Origin of the sequence: Prosthecochloris marina, from assembly GCF_003182595.1 — a bacterium.
Taxonomy (GTDB): domain Bacteria; phylum Bacteroidota; class Chlorobiia; order Chlorobiales; family Chlorobiaceae; genus Prosthecochloris; species Prosthecochloris marina.
The window spans coordinates 73,346-91,198 of record NZ_PDNZ01000009.1 but is presented as its reverse complement, the minus strand read 5'-3'; the positions used below and the strand labels follow the sequence as shown (position 1 = coordinate 91,198).

Sequence of the window (17,853 nt, the reverse complement as noted above, 5' to 3'; positions counted from 1 at the left end):
TGGGCAAGCACCAACACGTTGTCTATTGTAACCGGAAGCGGCAATACTTACGGACAAGCTGGTATTGGTGGTTACTCAAGTGCTTCCAATGGTTTTGTTGGGGCATGGTCCGGCGGCTGGGATTGACAATAGCGCTGTTAAAAGAGAAAGAAATGCAAGACCGAAACATTTTTTCGGTCTTGCATATGCTTTGATTAGAATAACAACATTAGACATGCATGCACGATGAAAAAAGGACTACAGATAACCTTTGTAATCGTTTTGTTTTTTGTGACAACTACCGGCCGGGCAGATACAGACATCGATAACTCTGCTACTGCTCAGTCTCAGGCTACTAGTGTTGCTGAAAACAACAATGGTGGAGATGGCGGAAGTGCGGCGGCGTCTATTAGCTTTAAAGGATCGTCGTCATCTCCTGCTCCCTATATTCCAGGGACTGTAACTGGACCTACAGGACTTCCCAGCCTCTTCAATATAATCGGTAGGCCTGCTCAGTTAACTGGACTTGCGCTGCAATCAAAACATTTCTTCTCTCCAACATGTCATCGTGTTGAAACAGGGGAAAGCGGCGGTACCAAAATTGTGTATACCGGTGCAAAACCTGCTTCGAGAGAAGACGTGAAAGAGCGTGATGTTTACTTTGACTTTTCCGGTGTGGGACAGGGAGAACTTATCGGTTCGATTACGATCCAGAGTAAAAAGACAAAGGCTGACGAGGTTGATTTACACACATTGATCTTTGACGCGACTCAGTTTGCTGCAGGGATCAAAGAGTTGAGAGGGTATGACATTACACTTCTATCCATCCCTCAGGCAATTTCATGGGGTATTGGAATCGATGCCAAAAGCGATGGTCTTTCCGTTTCTCCAGTGTTGTCAAGCCTCCTCAACGGTCCTACAGGAGTGTTGACAGGTCTTGCTTCAGGTTTTTCACAAACAGGTGGTGTTACAGTGCCAACAGGTATTGTGGGTTGTACGTTTCTTGTTCTGATTGAAAATGAGAGATCGCAAACTATCGATATTCGGCAAGCATATGTGAATAATACCAATGGCAATGGTAAGGAAAATGGTAGTGGAAATGGCAAAAAGCTTGAAGCCATTGAAGCGCAGGAAACAAAATAAAGACTATATAAAGCTTAATATCGACATCCCGATGATTTTATTCTTTTTTTGTGAGTTGGTATTAGCTTGATGACATGATAATAAGAGTTGCGCCGGGGTTCTTCGGCGCATCTTTTTTCCTTCTTTTCTTCCTCCATTTTGCGGCAGAAGCGCTATCTGTAACCTTCGCTTTCTTTTCCCTGAATCGCCCATCACTATTTTTCCCCTTTGTATTTGATTTGTATTTCTTATTTTTAGCAATAAGATGTTTGCCGTTCCCCCCCCTTCCAACGGAGCGTTGAGCATCGTCCCCTTTCATCAGCCAAGCATTTTTTTTGTTGCAGTACCGCTATGGGGCTGACGTGGCGGAGCTGTGTAAAAAGTTACTTTTTTGTCAAAAGGCTGTATTTTTTATGTGGAAAAAGTATAACTTCTTTGCTGAAAAGTCTTTCTTCCCTCGAACGTCAATTTTTACAGTAACCGGGGTAAACAGTCATGAACACAACATTGAAACGTTTTATCGCCTTTGTTCTTGCCGTGCAGGTTTTTGTTTCACCGCTTTTCACGGTGAGTGCTTTTGCGCAACAGCCTTACGGTTCATCCGGCCTGTTATACTCGTCGCCTTCAAGAGGATACCAGCAAAACGGTTACAGTCAGCAACAGCAGATTATGCCTGGTTATGGTATGCCGCAGGATACCTATTTTACCGACAGCATGGGTAATATTCTCATGTATGTCAATGTCCTTGGCGAGGTATATAAACCCGGTCAGCATATCGTTCGTCAGGATTCCGATATCTCTTCTGTACTCTCGCTCGTAGGAGGGCCGAAAGAAGATGCGAACCTTGAAAAGGCTAAGCTGCTCCGCCACAAGCCCGATGAAGATGGTACCCAAACGTACCCGATCAACCTCGAATCATATTTTGAAGAGGGAGACCGTTCCGAATTTGTCGAACTCAAACCAAACGATACCCTTGTGATTCCTGAAGACAAAGGGCTCGATACCAACATGGCGCTTCGTATTGCGGCACTTATCGTTTCAGCGGCAAGTGTTTATGCCATAGCAACAAGGTAGAGTGGGACGTATAGGTAATGGTTAATGGGGATTAGGAGATTGGTAATAGGGATTTGGTAATAGGTAAGGTGGGTTTTCGGGCTTGGTCCGAAGATGGTTGAAAAGAGGATCATGCAACCTTATGAAAAAGATGTTCGGATTTCACATAGATGCGGTGTACAACCCCCAAGAAAGTCATGCCGCACATGATGCGGCATCCATAGTGACGTTCATTGAAAGATGGATCCCCGGGTCGCGCTTCGCTTGCCCGAGGATGACATTTTCTATCTTCACCTTAGCACTTAGCACTTAGCACTTAGCACTTAGCACTTAGCACTTAGCACTTAGCACTTAGCACTTAGCACTTAGCACTTAGCACTTAGCACTTAGCACTTAGCACTTAGCACTTAGCACTTAGCACTTAGCACTCACAGAACTAAATATTATTTGATGGCGGATAATGAAAATCAGATAGAGCAAGAGATAAACATTCAGGAGCTACTGCAGATCCTGTGGAAGAATAGAGTCCTGATCGGAGTGGTGACCGGTTTGGCTCTGGTGCTGGTGCTCCTGTACCATTTCTCGGCAACTCCCGAGTATCGCTCGACTTCCGTTGTGCTTATCAAGACCGACAAGGGCGGTGTGGGTGAGATGATAAACCCGTTCGAGTCGATGACCGGTTTCGAGCTCCAGAACGATATCGAACTGATCAAGTCGTTTCCGCTTGCAGAAGAAGTGGTTAGGGACTTGGCTGCCCGGAAAGATCGTGATTCGTTGCAGCTGTTTGGAGAACGGCGCTATGTTTCCCCTATCGGTGCTCTGTTCAGTGGCCTGCAATTCGGGATGGGAAAAGAAGAGGCAGCAGATTATGATCTGTTGATGCGCGAATACGCAAAAACGTTGCAAAAACGGATATCGGTGGGTAATGCCCGGGATACCGATATCCTGAAAGTATCGGTATCGAGTCCTTTTCCCGATGAAGCTGCCTTGTTGACCAATGCGATCTGTCAGTCCTACATGCGTAAAGACATAGAGTGGAACGCCGATCAGGCGATGTCGGTCAAAGAGTTTGTCAGTGAACAGCTGGCAAGTCAGCAGCGGGAGATCGCCGCAGTTGAGGACCAGCTGTCGTCCTATATGAAACAGCAAAACATCTATGAGCTGACCGGCAACGCCGAAAAGCTGTTGGAAAAGCTGGTCGAGGCCGAGTCCCGTTACAACGATGCTCAGGCTGAATACAATATTTTGAAAAACCGTCAGGACTTCCTGGTACAAAAACTCTCCGAAGAAGAAAAAGCGCTGAGCGCTAAAATAGCCAAAAATGTCGATCAGCAGTCAAAAGAGCTTAAGAGCCGTATCAAGCAGGAAGAAAAAACACTGATCACACTGGCGGGAGAATCAGGTGCTGAAAGCAGTTCCTATATCGCCAAAAAACAGCAGCTCGATGTGCTCAAACAGCGGTTGCAGGAGCTGACCCGAAACATGATTGCCGGAGAGCTGGCGTTCACCAGCAAAGCCCGTCAGTACCAGTTCGATCTTATCTCTGAGCAGTTGCAGACCGATGTTCGCCTTGCGGAACTCAGCTATATCGCTCAAGAGTATCAGCGATCCAAAAATTATTATGAAAGCCAGCTGAACCGGCTGCCGCAAAAACAGCTCAACTACGCCCGGTTGCAGCGGGATCGTGAAGTACTCAACAACACCTATACCTTCCTCAAAGAAAAGCTGGAAGAGTCGCGCATCAAGATCGCCTCGGAAGTCGGCAAGGTGGTGATCGTCGGCGCAGCGTTCCCTCCCATTGATCCCGTGGCACCGGATTTGAAGAAAAACCTGCTGATCGGTCTCATACTTGGGCTCGGGCTTGGCGGGGCTATGGTTTTTGTACGGGAAATGCTCGATCATTCCCTCAAGGATGATACTTTTCTCGAAGATCACGGTTACACCCCGTTGGCAGCCATACCGTATGTGGAAGATGGAAACGGTAAAGATCTGCCGAAAACCCTGAAAGGATCATTAGAACAGCTCACTGGCTATCTACCGAAATATGGTGACAATGGTAAATCTTCAAAGTATATCAAAACCAACAGTCAAGGCAAGATCGTGCCGTCGACTCATGATCGAAAGCCATTGTTGATGGCCGATAGTTTGTCGTCTCCCTTTGCCGAGTCGTTTCGGGACCTACGTACCAATATTGTTTTTTCCCAGGCCGACCGGCCACTCAAGTCGATCCTCGTGACCGGGACAGAGATCAGTGAGGGCAAATCCACGGTGTGTGGAAATTTGGCCTATGCTTTTGCTCTCAACGGCAGCAGGGTGCTGCTCATCGATTGTGATCTGCGCCGTCCGAGTCAGCACCGGCTGTACAGCTGCAAAAAAGTCCCTGGTCTGTCGGATTATCTGGCTGGTCTGGAAGTCGATGCTGAAGCATTGATTCAGCCTACCATGCATGAGAACCTGTACATCCTGCCGGCGGGTAACAAAACGCCGAGCCCCAATGAGTTGCTGGGTTCCAATAAAATGAACGAATTGATCAAGCGCTTCGAAGACGAGTGGGATTATGTGATCCTCGATACACCGCCGCTGTTATTGCTCAGTGATACAACACTGATTTCACGGGCAGCTGATGGAATACTCATGGTGGTACGAATGGGGTATACCAACAGAAACCTGCTCAAAGAGGTGCAGAAGCTCGATTACCTCAAGCATCGGTTGCTTGGAGTTGCAATTGTCGGTCCTTCGGAAAAAATAGGCTACGGCAGCTACGGCCGGTATTACGGCCGGTACGGTTACAAGGGATACTACAGCTACAAATCCTACAGCTCCTACCTCGATGAACAGAGGAATTAAATTTGGTCCACTAATTGCCACTAATTATCACGAATTGAAAAGATGAAGAACAGGTGTTTTTGATCGGCCGGAATTTACTGGAGAAAAAAAGCTTCCGTATATGATATGGAGCTATTATATAAAGATGAAGCTTTTCAGATAATCGGTGCGGCTCAGGAAGTTCATAGGCAGCTCGGTCATGGTTTTCTGGAAGCAGTTTATCAAGAAGCATTAGCTGTTGAATTTACTTTGAGAACAATTCCTTTCGAAAAGGAAAAGTCGTTTCCGGTTTTTTACAAAAATCAGACTCTCGATAAGTATTATCAGGCTGATTTTTATTGTTATGGAAAAATCATCGTTGAGCTTAAAGCTCTCGTTCAGATTACCAGTGATCATGAAGCGCAAGTCCTCAATTACTTGAAAATCACGAAGTCAAAGCTTGGGATTCTTATAAATTTCGGCCAGAAATCGTTGGTTTTCAGAAGATTGTTATGGTAAATCGTGGCATAGTGTTAAAGTATTATTATAGATATGATTAGCTGCAAAGCGGGTTATTTTTTCCGTTTTGCAGCTAATCCAGTTTGTGATAATTCGTGTTAATTAGTGGACAGTTCATATTCCAAATGCGCGAAATTGGTCGAGTAGGACGGTTACTGACAGGTATTTACAAGAAATGGAATAGCTATTGATGTCCATTTCCTATTGCCTATTACCCATTATTCCATTACCGTTTCTTTATTAATCGCTATTTATCTTTAATCTTTTTAACCCCAAGGACCATGAAACGAATCCTGACTCTCATTTTTGCAGCGCTTGTCTGCATGCCGGTGGTGTCTCATGCCGATGAGCCGAGCGGTATTCCTCCAACCATTTTGCCGAACATTCACGGTAAATCTCTCACTACTCCGGTAGCTTGGGGTGCTGCTAATGGCGTTGTTTTCGCTGGTGTCGGTGGCACGGTGAACGCACCGTACAGAGATGAAGCTGATGGGGCTGCTGTGCTTGGTATCGGTGTCGGTGATCCTATAAAGAATCTTGGGGCACAGATATCCTTTATTTCCCTTGACCTCGACGAATGGGAGGAATATTCCATGAGTCTTCACCTCCATCATGATTTCGGCGGTGGTATGGCTGTTGGTGCAGGTATTGAAAACGTCATGCTTACCGACGGTGGGGACACTGGAGAGAGCTATTATGCTGTTTTCAGTCATGGTCTCCAGGGTGACATGTTCGCAACCGAAACAGGAGCATCAAAACTTCATTTCAGCATCGGTGTTGGATCGGGTCGTTTTGCCGAAAAGAGCGATGAAGATATCGCAGACGGGAAAGGCGATGATGGTACCTATGTTTTCGGCAATGTAGCGTATGAGCTGTTCAACGAGTTCAATGCCATCGTTGACTGGAACGGTATCAACCTCAACGCCGGTCTTTCAAAGACCTTCTGGGTCGATCGTTTCCCTGTTGCCATAACATTGGGCGCAGCCGACCTTACAGATAATTCCGGTGATGACGTGCGGTTTATTTTTTCTGTAGGAACAGGTTTCAAAATCTGACCCCCGTATCAACATTTTTGTCCATCCTGATTGCTTTTTGGGTTGGTACTCATAATTCGTGAAAATTAGTGTTAATTCGTGGACGTATAACCCTAAATTCAAATATCATGAAAAAGATATTCCTGTTTTGTTTTGCGTTGCATTTTGCTGCTATGAGCTTTGCTGTATCAACAATGAAAGCGCAAAGCAACAATTCAGATGGAGCAGTCATTGGGAACTTTTCTGATAATGCTGCTGCAAACGCCCTTGAAACAGGTTCTACAGCAGGGCAGTCTGCTGCCGGTGCTCCCGGACCTGAGGACGATGAAGAGGAGGGTGAGGGAGAAAATAAAGATAAGGATAGGGAAGACGTTATACAAAGTGCGCCAGACCAATCTGAAGAGGGTGCATTCGGGCCCTTGGAAGAGGGTGAATCTGGGGAAGGTGCAAAGCCCAGAGGATAAGTTCAGCGATCTACGTTTGAGTTTATTTTTTGGATTGGGGAAAGAGGTATGACAAACATGACTCCTTTCTTCCTGTCATTCCCGGGCAAGAGAAACGCGATACGGGGTCCATTCTTATGTCGAGACTACCTATAGATGCCGCATCAAGTGCGGCATGACTTCCTCTCTACTTGTCATCCTCGGGCTCGGCCCGGGGGTCCTCTTGTGTTGAGAGTATCTATGAATGTCGGTCCTGTTTAATATTCTTTGTTTATTACACAGATTGGCATGAGTTGGGGGAGAGATGCTGGTATGATGTTACGGGCATAGGATGCTATCTTTCTCCTGTTCATTATTTCACTATTTCGTAACAGAGCTCCCTGTCATTAATTCCATAAGAAATGGTACATTGCAATGTATGAACATACTCCATTCCCCACTTCAGAAAATACACATAAAGCATTGTGACTGAAGGATGCGGTGGTGTTGTTCAAAGTGCCGGGTAATCCCCTTTCCACTCAAAATACCGGTGCATTTTTTACAAAAATTATACGTAAAGTTCTTAGGTTTCATCACTTATTTTCTTATAATGTACGCATGATAAAGATGTTATTTAACTCTAAATATGTAATCATGGAGTGTAACTGAAGGTGGCGTAGCTTTTGATTGCTTCTCTTCCCCCACTAACCCACAATAATCAGAGAAAATCATGTCTCCTTTTTATCTGATACCGGTCCCGCTGTTTGCTCTTCTTTCCTTTGAAGCTTTGTCTGCAAAAACAACAGCTGAAGAGGCTGCCCTCACGATTCCATTCACACAATATACAGGGATTTATCTTGTCGCTCTGGCAGTTTCCTACGTGATGATCATGTTTCTTTCATCACATGCCGAAAAGCTCGGGTTTATCGATCACCCCGACGGCAAGCGTAAAATTCATACCGTTGCCAAGCCTCTTATAGGCGGTATCGGTATTATAACAGGAGCACTTATGGCTATGCTGCTGTTCGTGCCTTTCTGGCAGAATGTAGGACTGATCATTGCAGTGCTCATGATAGTTGTCATGGGGGCAATTGACGACAGGCATGATGTCAGTTTCAAAATTCGTTTTTTGGTACAAACCGGGGCGACGGTTTCTATCATGTATTTTGGCGGCACTGTTCTTGACTCATTCGGAGATCTCATGGGTTGGGGGGTAATTCAGACAGGTTTTCTCGCTGTTCCTGTAACCATATTTTGCATTATAGGAGTAATCAATGCCGTCAACATGACCGATGGTCTCGATGGATTGGCAGGTGGATCCTCACTGGTGGCTTTCATCGCTTTTGGAATGCTTGCCTGGCTGAACAATCAGCCAGAGCTTACCTTTATCAGTGTTGCTTTTGTCGGTGGACTTGCAGCGTTTCTGCGTTTCAACTGGTACCCGTCCAAGCTTTTCATGGGTGACGCCGGGAGCATGAGCCTGGGGTTTGTACTCGCGTTTTTTGCCATAGAAGTGACCCAAAAAGCAGGAGGCGCTGTTTCTCCGGCTGCAGCGCTTTTAGTATTGGCGTTGCCGGTTACCGATACCATCACCGTTATGGTTAAGCGAGTACTGAAAGGGCAGAGCCCTTTTCACCCGGACAAGACACATCTGCACCACATTATCAAGGCAATGGGTTTCAATCATCGCAAGGTGGTTGTGGTCATCATAGCTGCAACGACCATCTCATCGAGTGTTGCCGTTTTCGGTACCCTCATGCACTTTCCCGATTATCTCTTCTTCACGATCTACCTTTTCTGTTTCACCCTGTACTTTGTCGCATCCTACAAACTCAGAGCAATCTACAGGCTCCTCATCCGCCTCCGCCAACAGAAAGTGTTTAATATAGAGCTTGGAGAGGTGCTTCGTTAAGAAGCATTCTCCAGTACTGAGCAACGGGCAATGAGTACTGAGTTAAGTGTTTTGGGCGTAAACGGATGAAAGTTTATTCATACTCATGCGCTATCTTACAAACATGAATATGTGTTAACAGCTTTAATTAGTGTGATGAGTGAGGGTGCTTTGGTTTATACTCCGTTGCTCATTGCTCAGTTTATAAATGAAGATTGAAAGGTTTGAGGATTTAATTGCTTGGAAGAAAGCAAGAGAGCTGACGAAGGAAATATATGAGGTTACAGGACAAGGTTTGTTTTCGAAAGATTTTGGCATGAGAGATCAAATTCGTAGGGCTTCAGTCTCTATCATGTCAAACTTGGTTGAAGGATTTGAAAGAGGATCGGCGAAAGAGTTTCACCAGTTTTTGGTAATTGCTAAAGCATCATGTGCAGAGGTTAGGTCACAACTATATGTGGCTTTCGATGCAGGGTATGTTAGTGAAGCAAATTTTTCTGTTTTAGAAAAAAAGGCTGCCGAAGTTTCCAGAATAATAGGTGGATTACAAACATCTGTTGCAAAGCAAAGAAGCTGAAGTTTAAAACTCATTGCTCAGCACTCATTGCCTCATTCCTTTCTGCCGTTATGGCGTTTGTTTTTGCGCCGGTTCTGGCGGACAAAGTTTTTCAAAAACAAAAGATTTTGTTGAAGAAATTAGTTGCTATTTTAACTATACCCTATAGGGGAATGTGATATGAAAGCGACTATACTAAAAAAAATGGCTAAGAAAGTGATTAAAAATCCTAAGAGAATAAAGGGCTATGTTGATAACTATTTAGGTGATTTTAATCCAAAAAGAATAAATATAAATAACATTATAAAATATAAGACATTTTTCCCGATTTGGGATGCTTGTCAAATTGAAATAACTTCTTTTTGTAACAGAGATTGCGATTTTTGTCCGAGATATTCTGATAGATCTGGTGTTAGGAAAAATGAAAATGGGCATAAGGTTAAAAAACAGATGCCCTCTGAAAAGGTTTATGATATTATTAATGAATTGGAAAAAATTGGATATAGAGGTAAATTGCGCTTTGGAAGGCTTTCCGAGGCATTATATGATGATCGCTATGTTGAATTTGCTAATTATGCAAGGTCAAAAGATCTTTATTTGAAAGAGTTTTCAAATGGGGATCCACTAAAGAAAAATTTAAAATTGTGTGCAGAATTGGATGGGGTTCTTCAAGAGATTGTCATTGGTCTATATGACTGTAAGGATGAAAATGAGATATGTGAACAAAAAAAATGGTTTATTCAGAAATTTAAAAAAACAAAAGTATCTTTTAGTATTCCTCAAAAAAACTGCCTTTTTCGTCAAGGCTCAAAGGTATATGTAGATTATGCGGATAAAAAGAAAGATGTTGCTTTGTTAAATCCGTGTTTGAGTTATGAAAAAAGGTATTTATTGATTCGATATGATGGTGAGATTAGTTTATGTTGTGAGGATGATTCTTGTTCATTTAAAGTTGGAAATGTTTTTTTGCAATCTATTGCTGAGATTTGGTGGTCTAATAGGCATCGTAAGATTATACATGATATAAGAAAGAAAGGTGGAAAAATGAAATATAAGAGATGTAGAGAATGTTATGTTGAGATGGAGGGGTTTAATTTGTAGAGATAAATCTTGTTAATTTCATTTTGAGAGAAAATGTGAAAAATCATCATAATTTGCATTATGTCAAATATTGAAAGATGATGTTTGAAAAGGTTGATAATGAAGTTTTGTGAATTATATTTTTAGAGATTATCAATATCTGTTGATCAAAAAAACTGTCCTATAAATGTGGAGTAGCTGAAAAAAAGAATATTCATATTTTAATAAATATAGCTAAGGGCTCTTTAGCTGAACTGGATACTCGGTTAAAAGTAGGTAAGATGATCGGTTATGCGAAAAGACATTGCTGAATTGTCTGAATTGATTATTCGGGTTGGAAGCATGTTGACAGGCTTATACAAAAAATGGAGTAGATAAAGCGCATTACCTATTCTCGAGTACCCAGTATCGAGAACGTTATAGCAAAAGCATCATGTGCAGAGGTGAGGTCGCAACTATATGTGGCTTTCGGTGTTGGGTATGTTAGTGAAGCAGATTTCTCTGTTTTAAAGAGAAAAGTTTTCGAAGTGTCTAGAATAATAAGTGGATTACGAACATCTGTTGCAAAGCAAAGAAGCTGAAGTTTAAAACCTCATTGCTCAGAACTCGTTGCTGATTTTAACACAATAGGGAGCCTCTATTTGGTCCAATAATGTTACTTGCCAGACACTGCAAGGAAATGCTTGAGCAAAAGGATATCCAGGAGGCTCTGGTATTCAGTGCTGTAGTAAACCCTGGCAGGGTTGAAGATCATGACGATAATACACGTCACTATTTGAAAAAAATTGATGAGAATAATAACAAATGGTTGCGAATTATTGTTAATGTAAAAGAAGAATCAAATAAGTGCGTTACGGCGTTTTTTGATCGGAGATTAAGGGGGAAAGAATGAAGGTAGTCTTTGACAAAGAGACAGATATACTTTATTTCAGGCTCGATAAGCCACGATAGTTGAATCCGAGGAGGTTAAAGCTGGTGTGATTCTCGATTATGATGAAAATGAGAATGTCATAGGTGTAGAATTTCTTAATGCTTCAAAAAGAGCGACAAAGGAAGAGTTATCTACCCTGCAATTTCGAACCAAATGAGTAAACGGTGGATTGCGAGCATCTGTAGCAAAGCAAAGAACTTGAAGTTTGAATCTTACTGCTCAGCAGTCGTTGTTCATTGCTTGCTATTCAGAATTGAGTTTTTTATATAACACAATCTTGTTATCCCCCATTCCCCTGAGTTATAAGTATGGAAAAAGCGATTGAGTTCCTTTTAAACAGGTTTCCTGCTTTGAGGAACAGGCTCGATGAGCATATGTTGGAAGTGATCAATGGGGCGGCTGTTGCACTTGTGTTGAAAGTTCTTGGGGCAGGGTTAACCTTTTTATTCAACTTGGTGCTTGCAAGGGCCCTTGGGGCTGAGGGGGCAGGTCTTTATTTCCTGGCGCTTACTGTCACTACTATTGCTACGGTATTCGGTCGTATGGGGCTCGACAATACGCTACTGCGTTTTACGGCTGCAAGCGCTTCGGTCAATGACTGGAGCGCAGTCAAAAGTGTTTATATGAAAGGTATGAAGCTGGCACTCATTGCCTCATTCCTTTCTGCCGTTATGGTGTTTGTTTTTGCGCCGGTTCTGACGGACAAAGTTTTTCAAAAGCCTGAGCTTATTGTTCCGATGCGCTGGATGTCGCTGGCTGTAGTGCCCATGACATTTGTTATCCTACACGCGCAAGTTCTCAAAGGCTTGAAGCGGATAAGGGACTCATTTATTGTTTTTGGTGTTGGTGTTCCAGCAATATCCCTGACTGCACTTTTATTGCTTGGCGGACGCTATGGCGTTAAAGGGGCGGTTTGGGCATATGCGTCTGGTGCGATAATTGCCGGGCTCTCAGGTGTTATTCTCTGGTATGTTGCAACGCCTCAGTTGAGAAAAGTTTCTACTTCTCTTCGAACAAATGATTTGCTGAAGAGCAGCATGCCGCTTTTCTGGGTAGCTTCATTGAACACGATGATAAACTGGATGGCAACGTTTGCACTTGGTGTCTGGGGCACGAAAGAAGAAGTCGGTTTGTTCAGCATGGCATCACGAACAGCAATGCTGACGAGCCTTATTCTGACCTCTGTCAACAGCATATCAGCACCAAAATTCGCTGAATTGTACAAGAAAAAAGATATGACGGCGTTGGGTGCAACAGCAAGGAATACAGCGAAATTGATGACACTTATTTCAAGTCCTTTGCTTTTCCTATTTCTCATTGCTCCACAGTGGGTGATGGGATTGTTTGGTGGCGAATTTCGGAAAGGAGGTATTCTTCTTTCTATTCTTGCGATAGGACAGTTTGTCAATGTTGCAACGGGGTCGGTAGGCAACCTTCTAATGATGAGTGGGAATGAAAAACTGATGCGGAATAACGTGGCTTTGGTGGCGGTCATGAGTATTCTATTGAGTGTGGTTTTGGTGCCAATCTATGGATCTCTCGGAGCTGTTATTGCAACTGCGGTATGTTTATCTTTGCAAAATTTGATCGCAGCTTATATGGTTAAATCTAGTCTTGGAATAAACACTTTGTCATGGCGTTAAATTTTTTCTGTGTTTAAAGATTAAAAAAAACTAAATAACTAACAATATACGTATATCTATGAAAAAATGCTGAAGGTTAGTATTGCTGGACATGAGGGATCATATTTTGCCGAACTGTTACTTTAGAAAGGATATTTGAAATAGTCCCCAAAAATAGGATCGTAAGTATAGTAGAAAAAACGTAAACTACTATTAATATGAAGCGAAGCAGGTGAAAATTTTGTGCGGAGTTCAAGACCAAAGTGGTGCTTGAAGCTTTGGGTGAATTTGCCTAAAAATACTAAATACACCGCAATCTGATTGCGCAGTGAAAACGTGAGTTTCTTGACCATGCTGTCAGTGTTTGAGCGTTTTGTTAAACCACGTAGTGGCGAAGCAAAGAGGACGCGGCACAGCTCTATATCAAAAAAACTGTCAGTTACAGATCAAAAACGATTTTCTCAAAAAATAGTTGCTGAGTTGAAAGCCTTACAAGAGCGACGCAATATGGTTGAGAAAGAACATCAGATATTCAGCATTGTCTGCCCAGTGTCATTTGCTGTCAATTCATAGTTCTTGGTTGTATTATCAGCCTAAATTAGAGCAAAGCTGAACAGGGTATTGATATGCCTTATTGATGAACAGTACATGAACAAACTACCCTACTACGTTATTTAACGTATCTGGGAGTGGCTAAAGGCTACAAAGTCAATATCGTCAAGTGTATCAGACGCCTCTGCCTCGGCTGATGAGACCAGAAGCAATCGGGTCAAAGCCGAATACCTCAAAGCCAACGTTGGAGCATATAGTGTATCGGTATTTACTCAAGAGCATGCCGACCATAAACAGAAACAGGTATGGGTAGTACCGATTTGGCCTAAGTGCCGATGCAAAATGGCTTCATGTACTGATGGTCATCATTGATCGGAAAAGTTGGTATGTGCATAACTGGTCGGTCTCGAATACGATGGAGATGGTCTAGTATACCGATGTTTTCCGTGAAACTGAGATCGAATGTACGGAAGACCAAAAATACTCAATACTGGTCTAATAAATGGAAAAGTACCTCAAAGAATTATCAATGGTAGAAAAACAACAGACTTTGGCGGCCGATTAAACATACTTGGTTTATGGAAAATACTGCCCTGACGAGGGGTGTTACTCAATATTATTAATACGTACTGTGTATTCCGTGAGAATTATAAATTTGTAAAAAATCGCTTAATTCATATTATGAATTTTTGCTTATATGCTTTTGGTTTGGATTACTGTATTTAATATTTGTATTGATAATGTTATATTTTAGTGATTTATGTTGCATGTTTTTATTGATGGTTTTTATGATTGAGCAATGTAAATGCTATTTCTTTGTTTACTGGTATATGTGATGATATTGGATGTTGTTTGATGTTTTGTGATATATTATTTCTGTGATGATGATTAGTGGTATTATTTGTGTGACATATATTTGTGTTTCTATGTGTTATTCTATTGATGCTGCTTTTTCAAGCCTGCTTGTTTTTAGTGATATATTAAATAAAAGAGTGAAAAAATGTGGAATTTGTATACTAAATTTTGAGTTTTATAATTTGGGGTAAATAAATAAATAAATAAATAAATAAATAAATAAATAAATAAATAAATAAATAAATAAATAAATAAATAAATAAATAAATAAATAAATAAATAAATAAATAAATAAATAAGGATTTGCTGTATGAATAAAAGAATTCTTGTGACAGGAGGCGCTGGATTTCTTGGATCACATTTATGTGATGAATTACTTTCATTAGGTAATGAAGTTATTTGTGTTGATAACTTTTTTACTGGTAGAAAATTGAATATAATTTCATTGATGAAAAATGCTAATTTTGAGCTATTGAGACATGATATTACATTTCCTTTGTATGTTGAGGTTGATCAGATATATAATCTTGCTTGCCCTGCAAGTCCAGTACACTATCAGTTTGATCCAGTGCAAACCACAAAAACAAGTGTTCATGGTGCAATAAATATGTTAGGTTTAGCAAAACGTGTAAAAGCAAGAATTCTTCAAGCGTCTACGAGTGAAGTATATGGAGATCCAGAAGTTCATCCACAAAAAGAAAGTTATTGGGGAAAAGTCAATCCAATTGGTATTCGAAGCTGTTATGATGAAGGCAAGCGTTGTGCAGAAACACTTTTTTTTGATTATTATAGGCAACAGAATTTAGATATAAAAGTGATTCGAATATTCAATACGTATGGCCCTAAAATGCATCCAGATGATGGTCGTGTTGTTAGCAATTTTATAGTTCAGGCTCTTAAAGGTGAAGATATTACTATATATGGAGATGGAACTCAAACAAGAAGTTTTTGTTACGTGGATGATATGATTGATGCATTTGTATTGATGATGAATACAGAAAGAGGTTACACCGGTCCTATTAATGTTGGCAATCCTGATGAATATTCTATACTTGAATTGGCAGAAAAGATAATAAATATAGTTGGAGGCAAATCAAGAATAAAATTTTTTCCATTGCCACAAGATGATCCACAACAACGTCAACCTGATATATCTGAGGCGATTAAAAAAATTGATTGGAGTCCAAAAGTAAAGCTAGATGACGGTTTGAAAAAAACTGTAAAATATTTTAATGATTTGATGAGTTCGTAATGATTTGATGTATTAAAAGTTCTTATTTAAAAAGTATAATAATAGATTAATATATCATTTTTTTTGATATAATGATTAAAAATAGTAAAAACATACTGTTTGTGGTTGGGATGGGGAGAAGTGGTACGACAATGTTAGCTTCTGAGTTATCGAAGCATAAAAATTTATGTGCAATACCTGAAGCGCAATTTCTTGTGGATTACATAAGCCAAAAAAGGGTACATGATTTACATTCAAGTTTTTTGAAGTATGTAAAAAAACATAAAAGATTTAAAAATAGTTGGAACGTATTGATGGATGAGAATAAAGAACTTGATTTAAAAGATGGTTATTTTTATTTGATAAATAAATACTTTTTTGAAAATAATATTGAAGATATATATATCAGTATCGATCATACGCCAAATAATATAGAAAATATCGATGATTTGTTTGAATTCTTTCCAGAGTCTAAAATTATTAATTTAATTAGAGATCCAAGGGCAGTATTTAACTCTTTAAAAAAAACAGATTGGGGCGAAATTGACCCTGAAAAATTTGCTTATGATTGGGTTCGTTGTGTTGCTTTAACAGAAATGTATGCAAAAAAATATGATGATAATATTTTAATTGTGAAATATGAAGATTTGATAGAAAAAAAGGGTGAGATTCAAAAAGTATATGACTACATTGGAGTAAGTGTGAATGGTCTATCACCCAAAAGTAAATTTGTGTTACCTTTATATACGGTTGGTCAGCATAAGCTTGTTGGAGAGTCCCTTGATAAGGCAAGGATAGATTACTGGAAGAAAAAATTGAAAAATAGAGAAGTGCAAGTAATAGAGGCAATAGCCGGTAATTTTATGAGAAATTATGATTATGAACTGATCTATGATGGAAAATGTAAAAAATACAATAATTGTGAAATAGTTTTGTCATGTTTAAAGATTATAATGAATAGACCTGTTAGGCGTTTAAAATATTCTTTGCGTATCAATAAGAAATATAAGTGATATTTTGTTTTTACGATATGAATTTAATGGTAAAAAATAATAATAATGATGATAATATTATAGATGTAATAATTATAACTATTATTTTTGTTGTTATAACTGGTAGATGGTTATTGGCAAGGTTTGAAGTTGGTACGTATGTTTCTTCCTTTTTGATTTTCCTGTCAATCGGACTGCTTTTTAAAAATAAGATTAAAATAACAAAAGAGTTTGCTTTTTATCTCGCATTGTTGGTGATATTGCTTTTAATAAATGTTATAAATGTAACTTTAAATTATTCATACCCAATACATGCAATAAAGGCATCGTTTAGATATTTAGCTTACTTTGTGTTGTTTATTGCATGTTATAATGCAAATATAAGAGGCGATCTGTTTTATAGGTTGTTTACTATTCTTTTGTATATACAGATACCATTCGTTTTGTATGAGGCGTATGTTATCGGTGAAAGTAGGCCGCATGGGTTACTGGGTAATGGTAATCACCTTAGCTATTTAATTGTTGTTTATTGTATTATTTCATTGGTTTATTATAAGAATTATTTTAATACAGCTTTGTTTGTGCTGTTGTTGTTGTTTTTGAAAGGTATAGGTTCGAATATAACATTGGCTATGGTTTTTGGATATTATGTTTTGATGATTAATAAAGGGAATAAAAGAATAGTTGCTATTATTATATACCTGGCGCTTATGATGGTTGGGTTATATGTTTTGGGCGAAAGACTAAATCAATGGCCAACATATTATGAACTTTATGATAGGTATTATGGTGATCAATATGGTGGATCAGATTCTTTAACATGGAGATTGATCGTATGGAAAATAAGCTTACAGCACTTTTTTCAAACCAATGGGGTTTTGTTCGGTTTAGGCATAGATTTTACGTCTGCTATGTCTCCTTATTCAACATCTGTAATACATAATGATCCACACAATGAATATGTTAGATTTTTAATTGAACATGGAGTTTTAGGTTTTTTATATTTTATTTTGCTTATAAAATATTTTAAAAAAGGAATACAAAAAATAGAAGAAGATAAACTACGTTATACTATTGGGTTGATTATTGTTGCTATACTTATTTCTGCGATTTTTGGAAATGTTTTGGTTCAAGCTAATATGATTTATATGGTTATATGTTGGTTTTCATGCAAGTACAGAGAATACAAAAATAATATGTAAATATATT

At 39.9% G+C, this 17,853-nt stretch carries 17 protein-coding genes; 16 read left to right on the top strand and 1 reads right to left on the bottom strand.

Going from position 1 to position 17,853, the window contains the following annotated elements:
- Positions 1-225 precede the first annotated feature (225 nt).
- On the top strand, positions 226-1,122 hold the full coding sequence (locus CR164_RS11810) for a hypothetical protein (RefSeq protein ID WP_110024199.1): 897 nt from the start codon (positions 226-228) through the stop codon (positions 1,120-1,122).
- Positions 1,123-1,183: 61 nt separating this feature from the next.
- Here CR164_RS11810 and CR164_RS11805 read toward each other — a convergent pair whose 3' ends face one another.
- Positions 1,184-1,420, bottom strand: coding sequence for a hypothetical protein (locus CR164_RS11805; protein WP_110024198.1), 237 nt, complete (start codon positions 1,418-1,420; stop codon positions 1,184-1,186).
- 176 nt (positions 1,421-1,596) lie between these two features.
- On the opposite strand from CR164_RS11805, the gene CR164_RS11800 reads away from it, so the two are divergent.
- From CR164_RS11800 to CR164_RS11720, 15 genes are all read left to right on the top strand, one after another.
- Positions 1,597-2,175 carry a polysaccharide biosynthesis/export family protein gene (locus tag CR164_RS11800; protein WP_110024197.1) on the top strand — a complete coding sequence of 193 codons (579 nt, stop codon included), beginning with the start codon at positions 1,597-1,599 and terminating at the stop codon, positions 2,173-2,175.
- Positions 2,176-2,604: 429 nt separating this feature from the next.
- Positions 2,605-5,001 carry a GumC family protein gene (locus CR164_RS11795; protein ID WP_110024196.1) on the top strand — a complete coding sequence of 799 codons (2,397 nt, stop codon included), beginning with the start codon at positions 2,605-2,607 and terminating at the stop codon, positions 4,999-5,001.
- Between the two features lie 105 nt (positions 5,002-5,106).
- The gene (locus CR164_RS11790) at positions 5,107-5,478 is read left to right on the top strand and encodes a GxxExxY protein (RefSeq protein WP_110024195.1); all 372 of its coding nucleotides are present in this window, start codon (positions 5,107-5,109) and stop codon (positions 5,476-5,478) included.
- Between the two features lie 281 nt (positions 5,479-5,759).
- A complete protein-coding gene (locus CR164_RS11785; protein ID WP_110024194.1) occupies positions 5,760-6,533 on the top strand; it encodes a hypothetical protein in 774 nt (257 codons plus the stop codon).
- 68 nt (positions 6,534-6,601) lie between these two features.
- Entirely contained in the window at positions 6,602-6,976 is a 375-nt protein-coding gene (locus tag CR164_RS11780) for a hypothetical protein (protein ID WP_146204171.1), read from the top strand.
- A gap of 688 nt (positions 6,977-7,664) precedes the next feature.
- On the top strand, positions 7,665-8,846 hold the full coding sequence (locus CR164_RS11775; RefSeq protein ID WP_110024192.1) for an MraY family glycosyltransferase: 1,182 nt from the start codon (positions 7,665-7,667) through the stop codon (positions 8,844-8,846).
- A gap of 187 nt (positions 8,847-9,033) precedes the next feature.
- A complete protein-coding gene (locus tag CR164_RS11770) occupies positions 9,034-9,402 on the top strand; it encodes a four helix bundle protein (protein WP_110024191.1) in 369 nt (122 codons plus the stop codon).
- Positions 9,403-9,561: 159 nt separating this feature from the next.
- Positions 9,562-10,482, top strand: a complete 921-nt coding sequence (locus tag CR164_RS11765) for a radical SAM/SPASM domain-containing protein (RefSeq protein WP_110024190.1) — start codon at positions 9,562-9,564, stop codon at positions 10,480-10,482.
- A 353-nt stretch (positions 10,483-10,835) separates the two neighbouring features.
- Positions 10,836-11,042 carry a four helix bundle protein gene (locus CR164_RS13265; RefSeq protein WP_110024189.1) on the top strand — a complete coding sequence of 69 codons (207 nt, stop codon included), beginning with the start codon at positions 10,836-10,838 and terminating at the stop codon, positions 11,040-11,042.
- 71 nt (positions 11,043-11,113) lie between these two features.
- Positions 11,114-11,353 carry a DUF4258 domain-containing protein gene (locus CR164_RS11755; protein WP_275068361.1) on the top strand — a complete coding sequence of 80 codons (240 nt, stop codon included), beginning with the start codon at positions 11,114-11,116 and terminating at the stop codon, positions 11,351-11,353.
- Positions 11,354-11,438: 85 nt separating this feature from the next.
- Positions 11,439-11,549 (top strand): DUF2283 domain-containing protein, encoded by a 111-nt coding sequence (locus CR164_RS13375; protein WP_239994547.1) that lies wholly within the window; start codon positions 11,439-11,441, stop codon positions 11,547-11,549.
- 151 nt (positions 11,550-11,700) lie between these two features.
- Positions 11,701-13,035: a flippase gene (locus tag CR164_RS11745; protein ID WP_110024187.1), complete on the top strand. Its 1,335-nt coding sequence runs from the start codon at positions 11,701-11,703 to the stop codon at positions 13,033-13,035.
- 1,696 nt (positions 13,036-14,731) lie between these two features.
- Positions 14,732-15,673, top strand: coding sequence for a UDP-glucuronic acid decarboxylase family protein (locus CR164_RS11730; RefSeq protein WP_110024184.1), 942 nt, complete (start codon positions 14,732-14,734; stop codon positions 15,671-15,673).
- Positions 15,674-15,744: 71 nt separating this feature from the next.
- Positions 15,745-16,665 carry a sulfotransferase family protein gene (locus CR164_RS11725; protein ID WP_110024183.1) on the top strand — a complete coding sequence of 307 codons (921 nt, stop codon included), beginning with the start codon at positions 15,745-15,747 and terminating at the stop codon, positions 16,663-16,665.
- Positions 16,666-16,682: 17 nt separating this feature from the next.
- The gene (locus tag CR164_RS11720; RefSeq protein WP_110024182.1) at positions 16,683-17,846 is read left to right on the top strand and encodes an O-antigen ligase family protein; all 1,164 of its coding nucleotides are present in this window, start codon (positions 16,683-16,685) and stop codon (positions 17,844-17,846) included.
- The last annotated feature ends 7 nt before the right edge of the window (positions 17,847-17,853 follow it).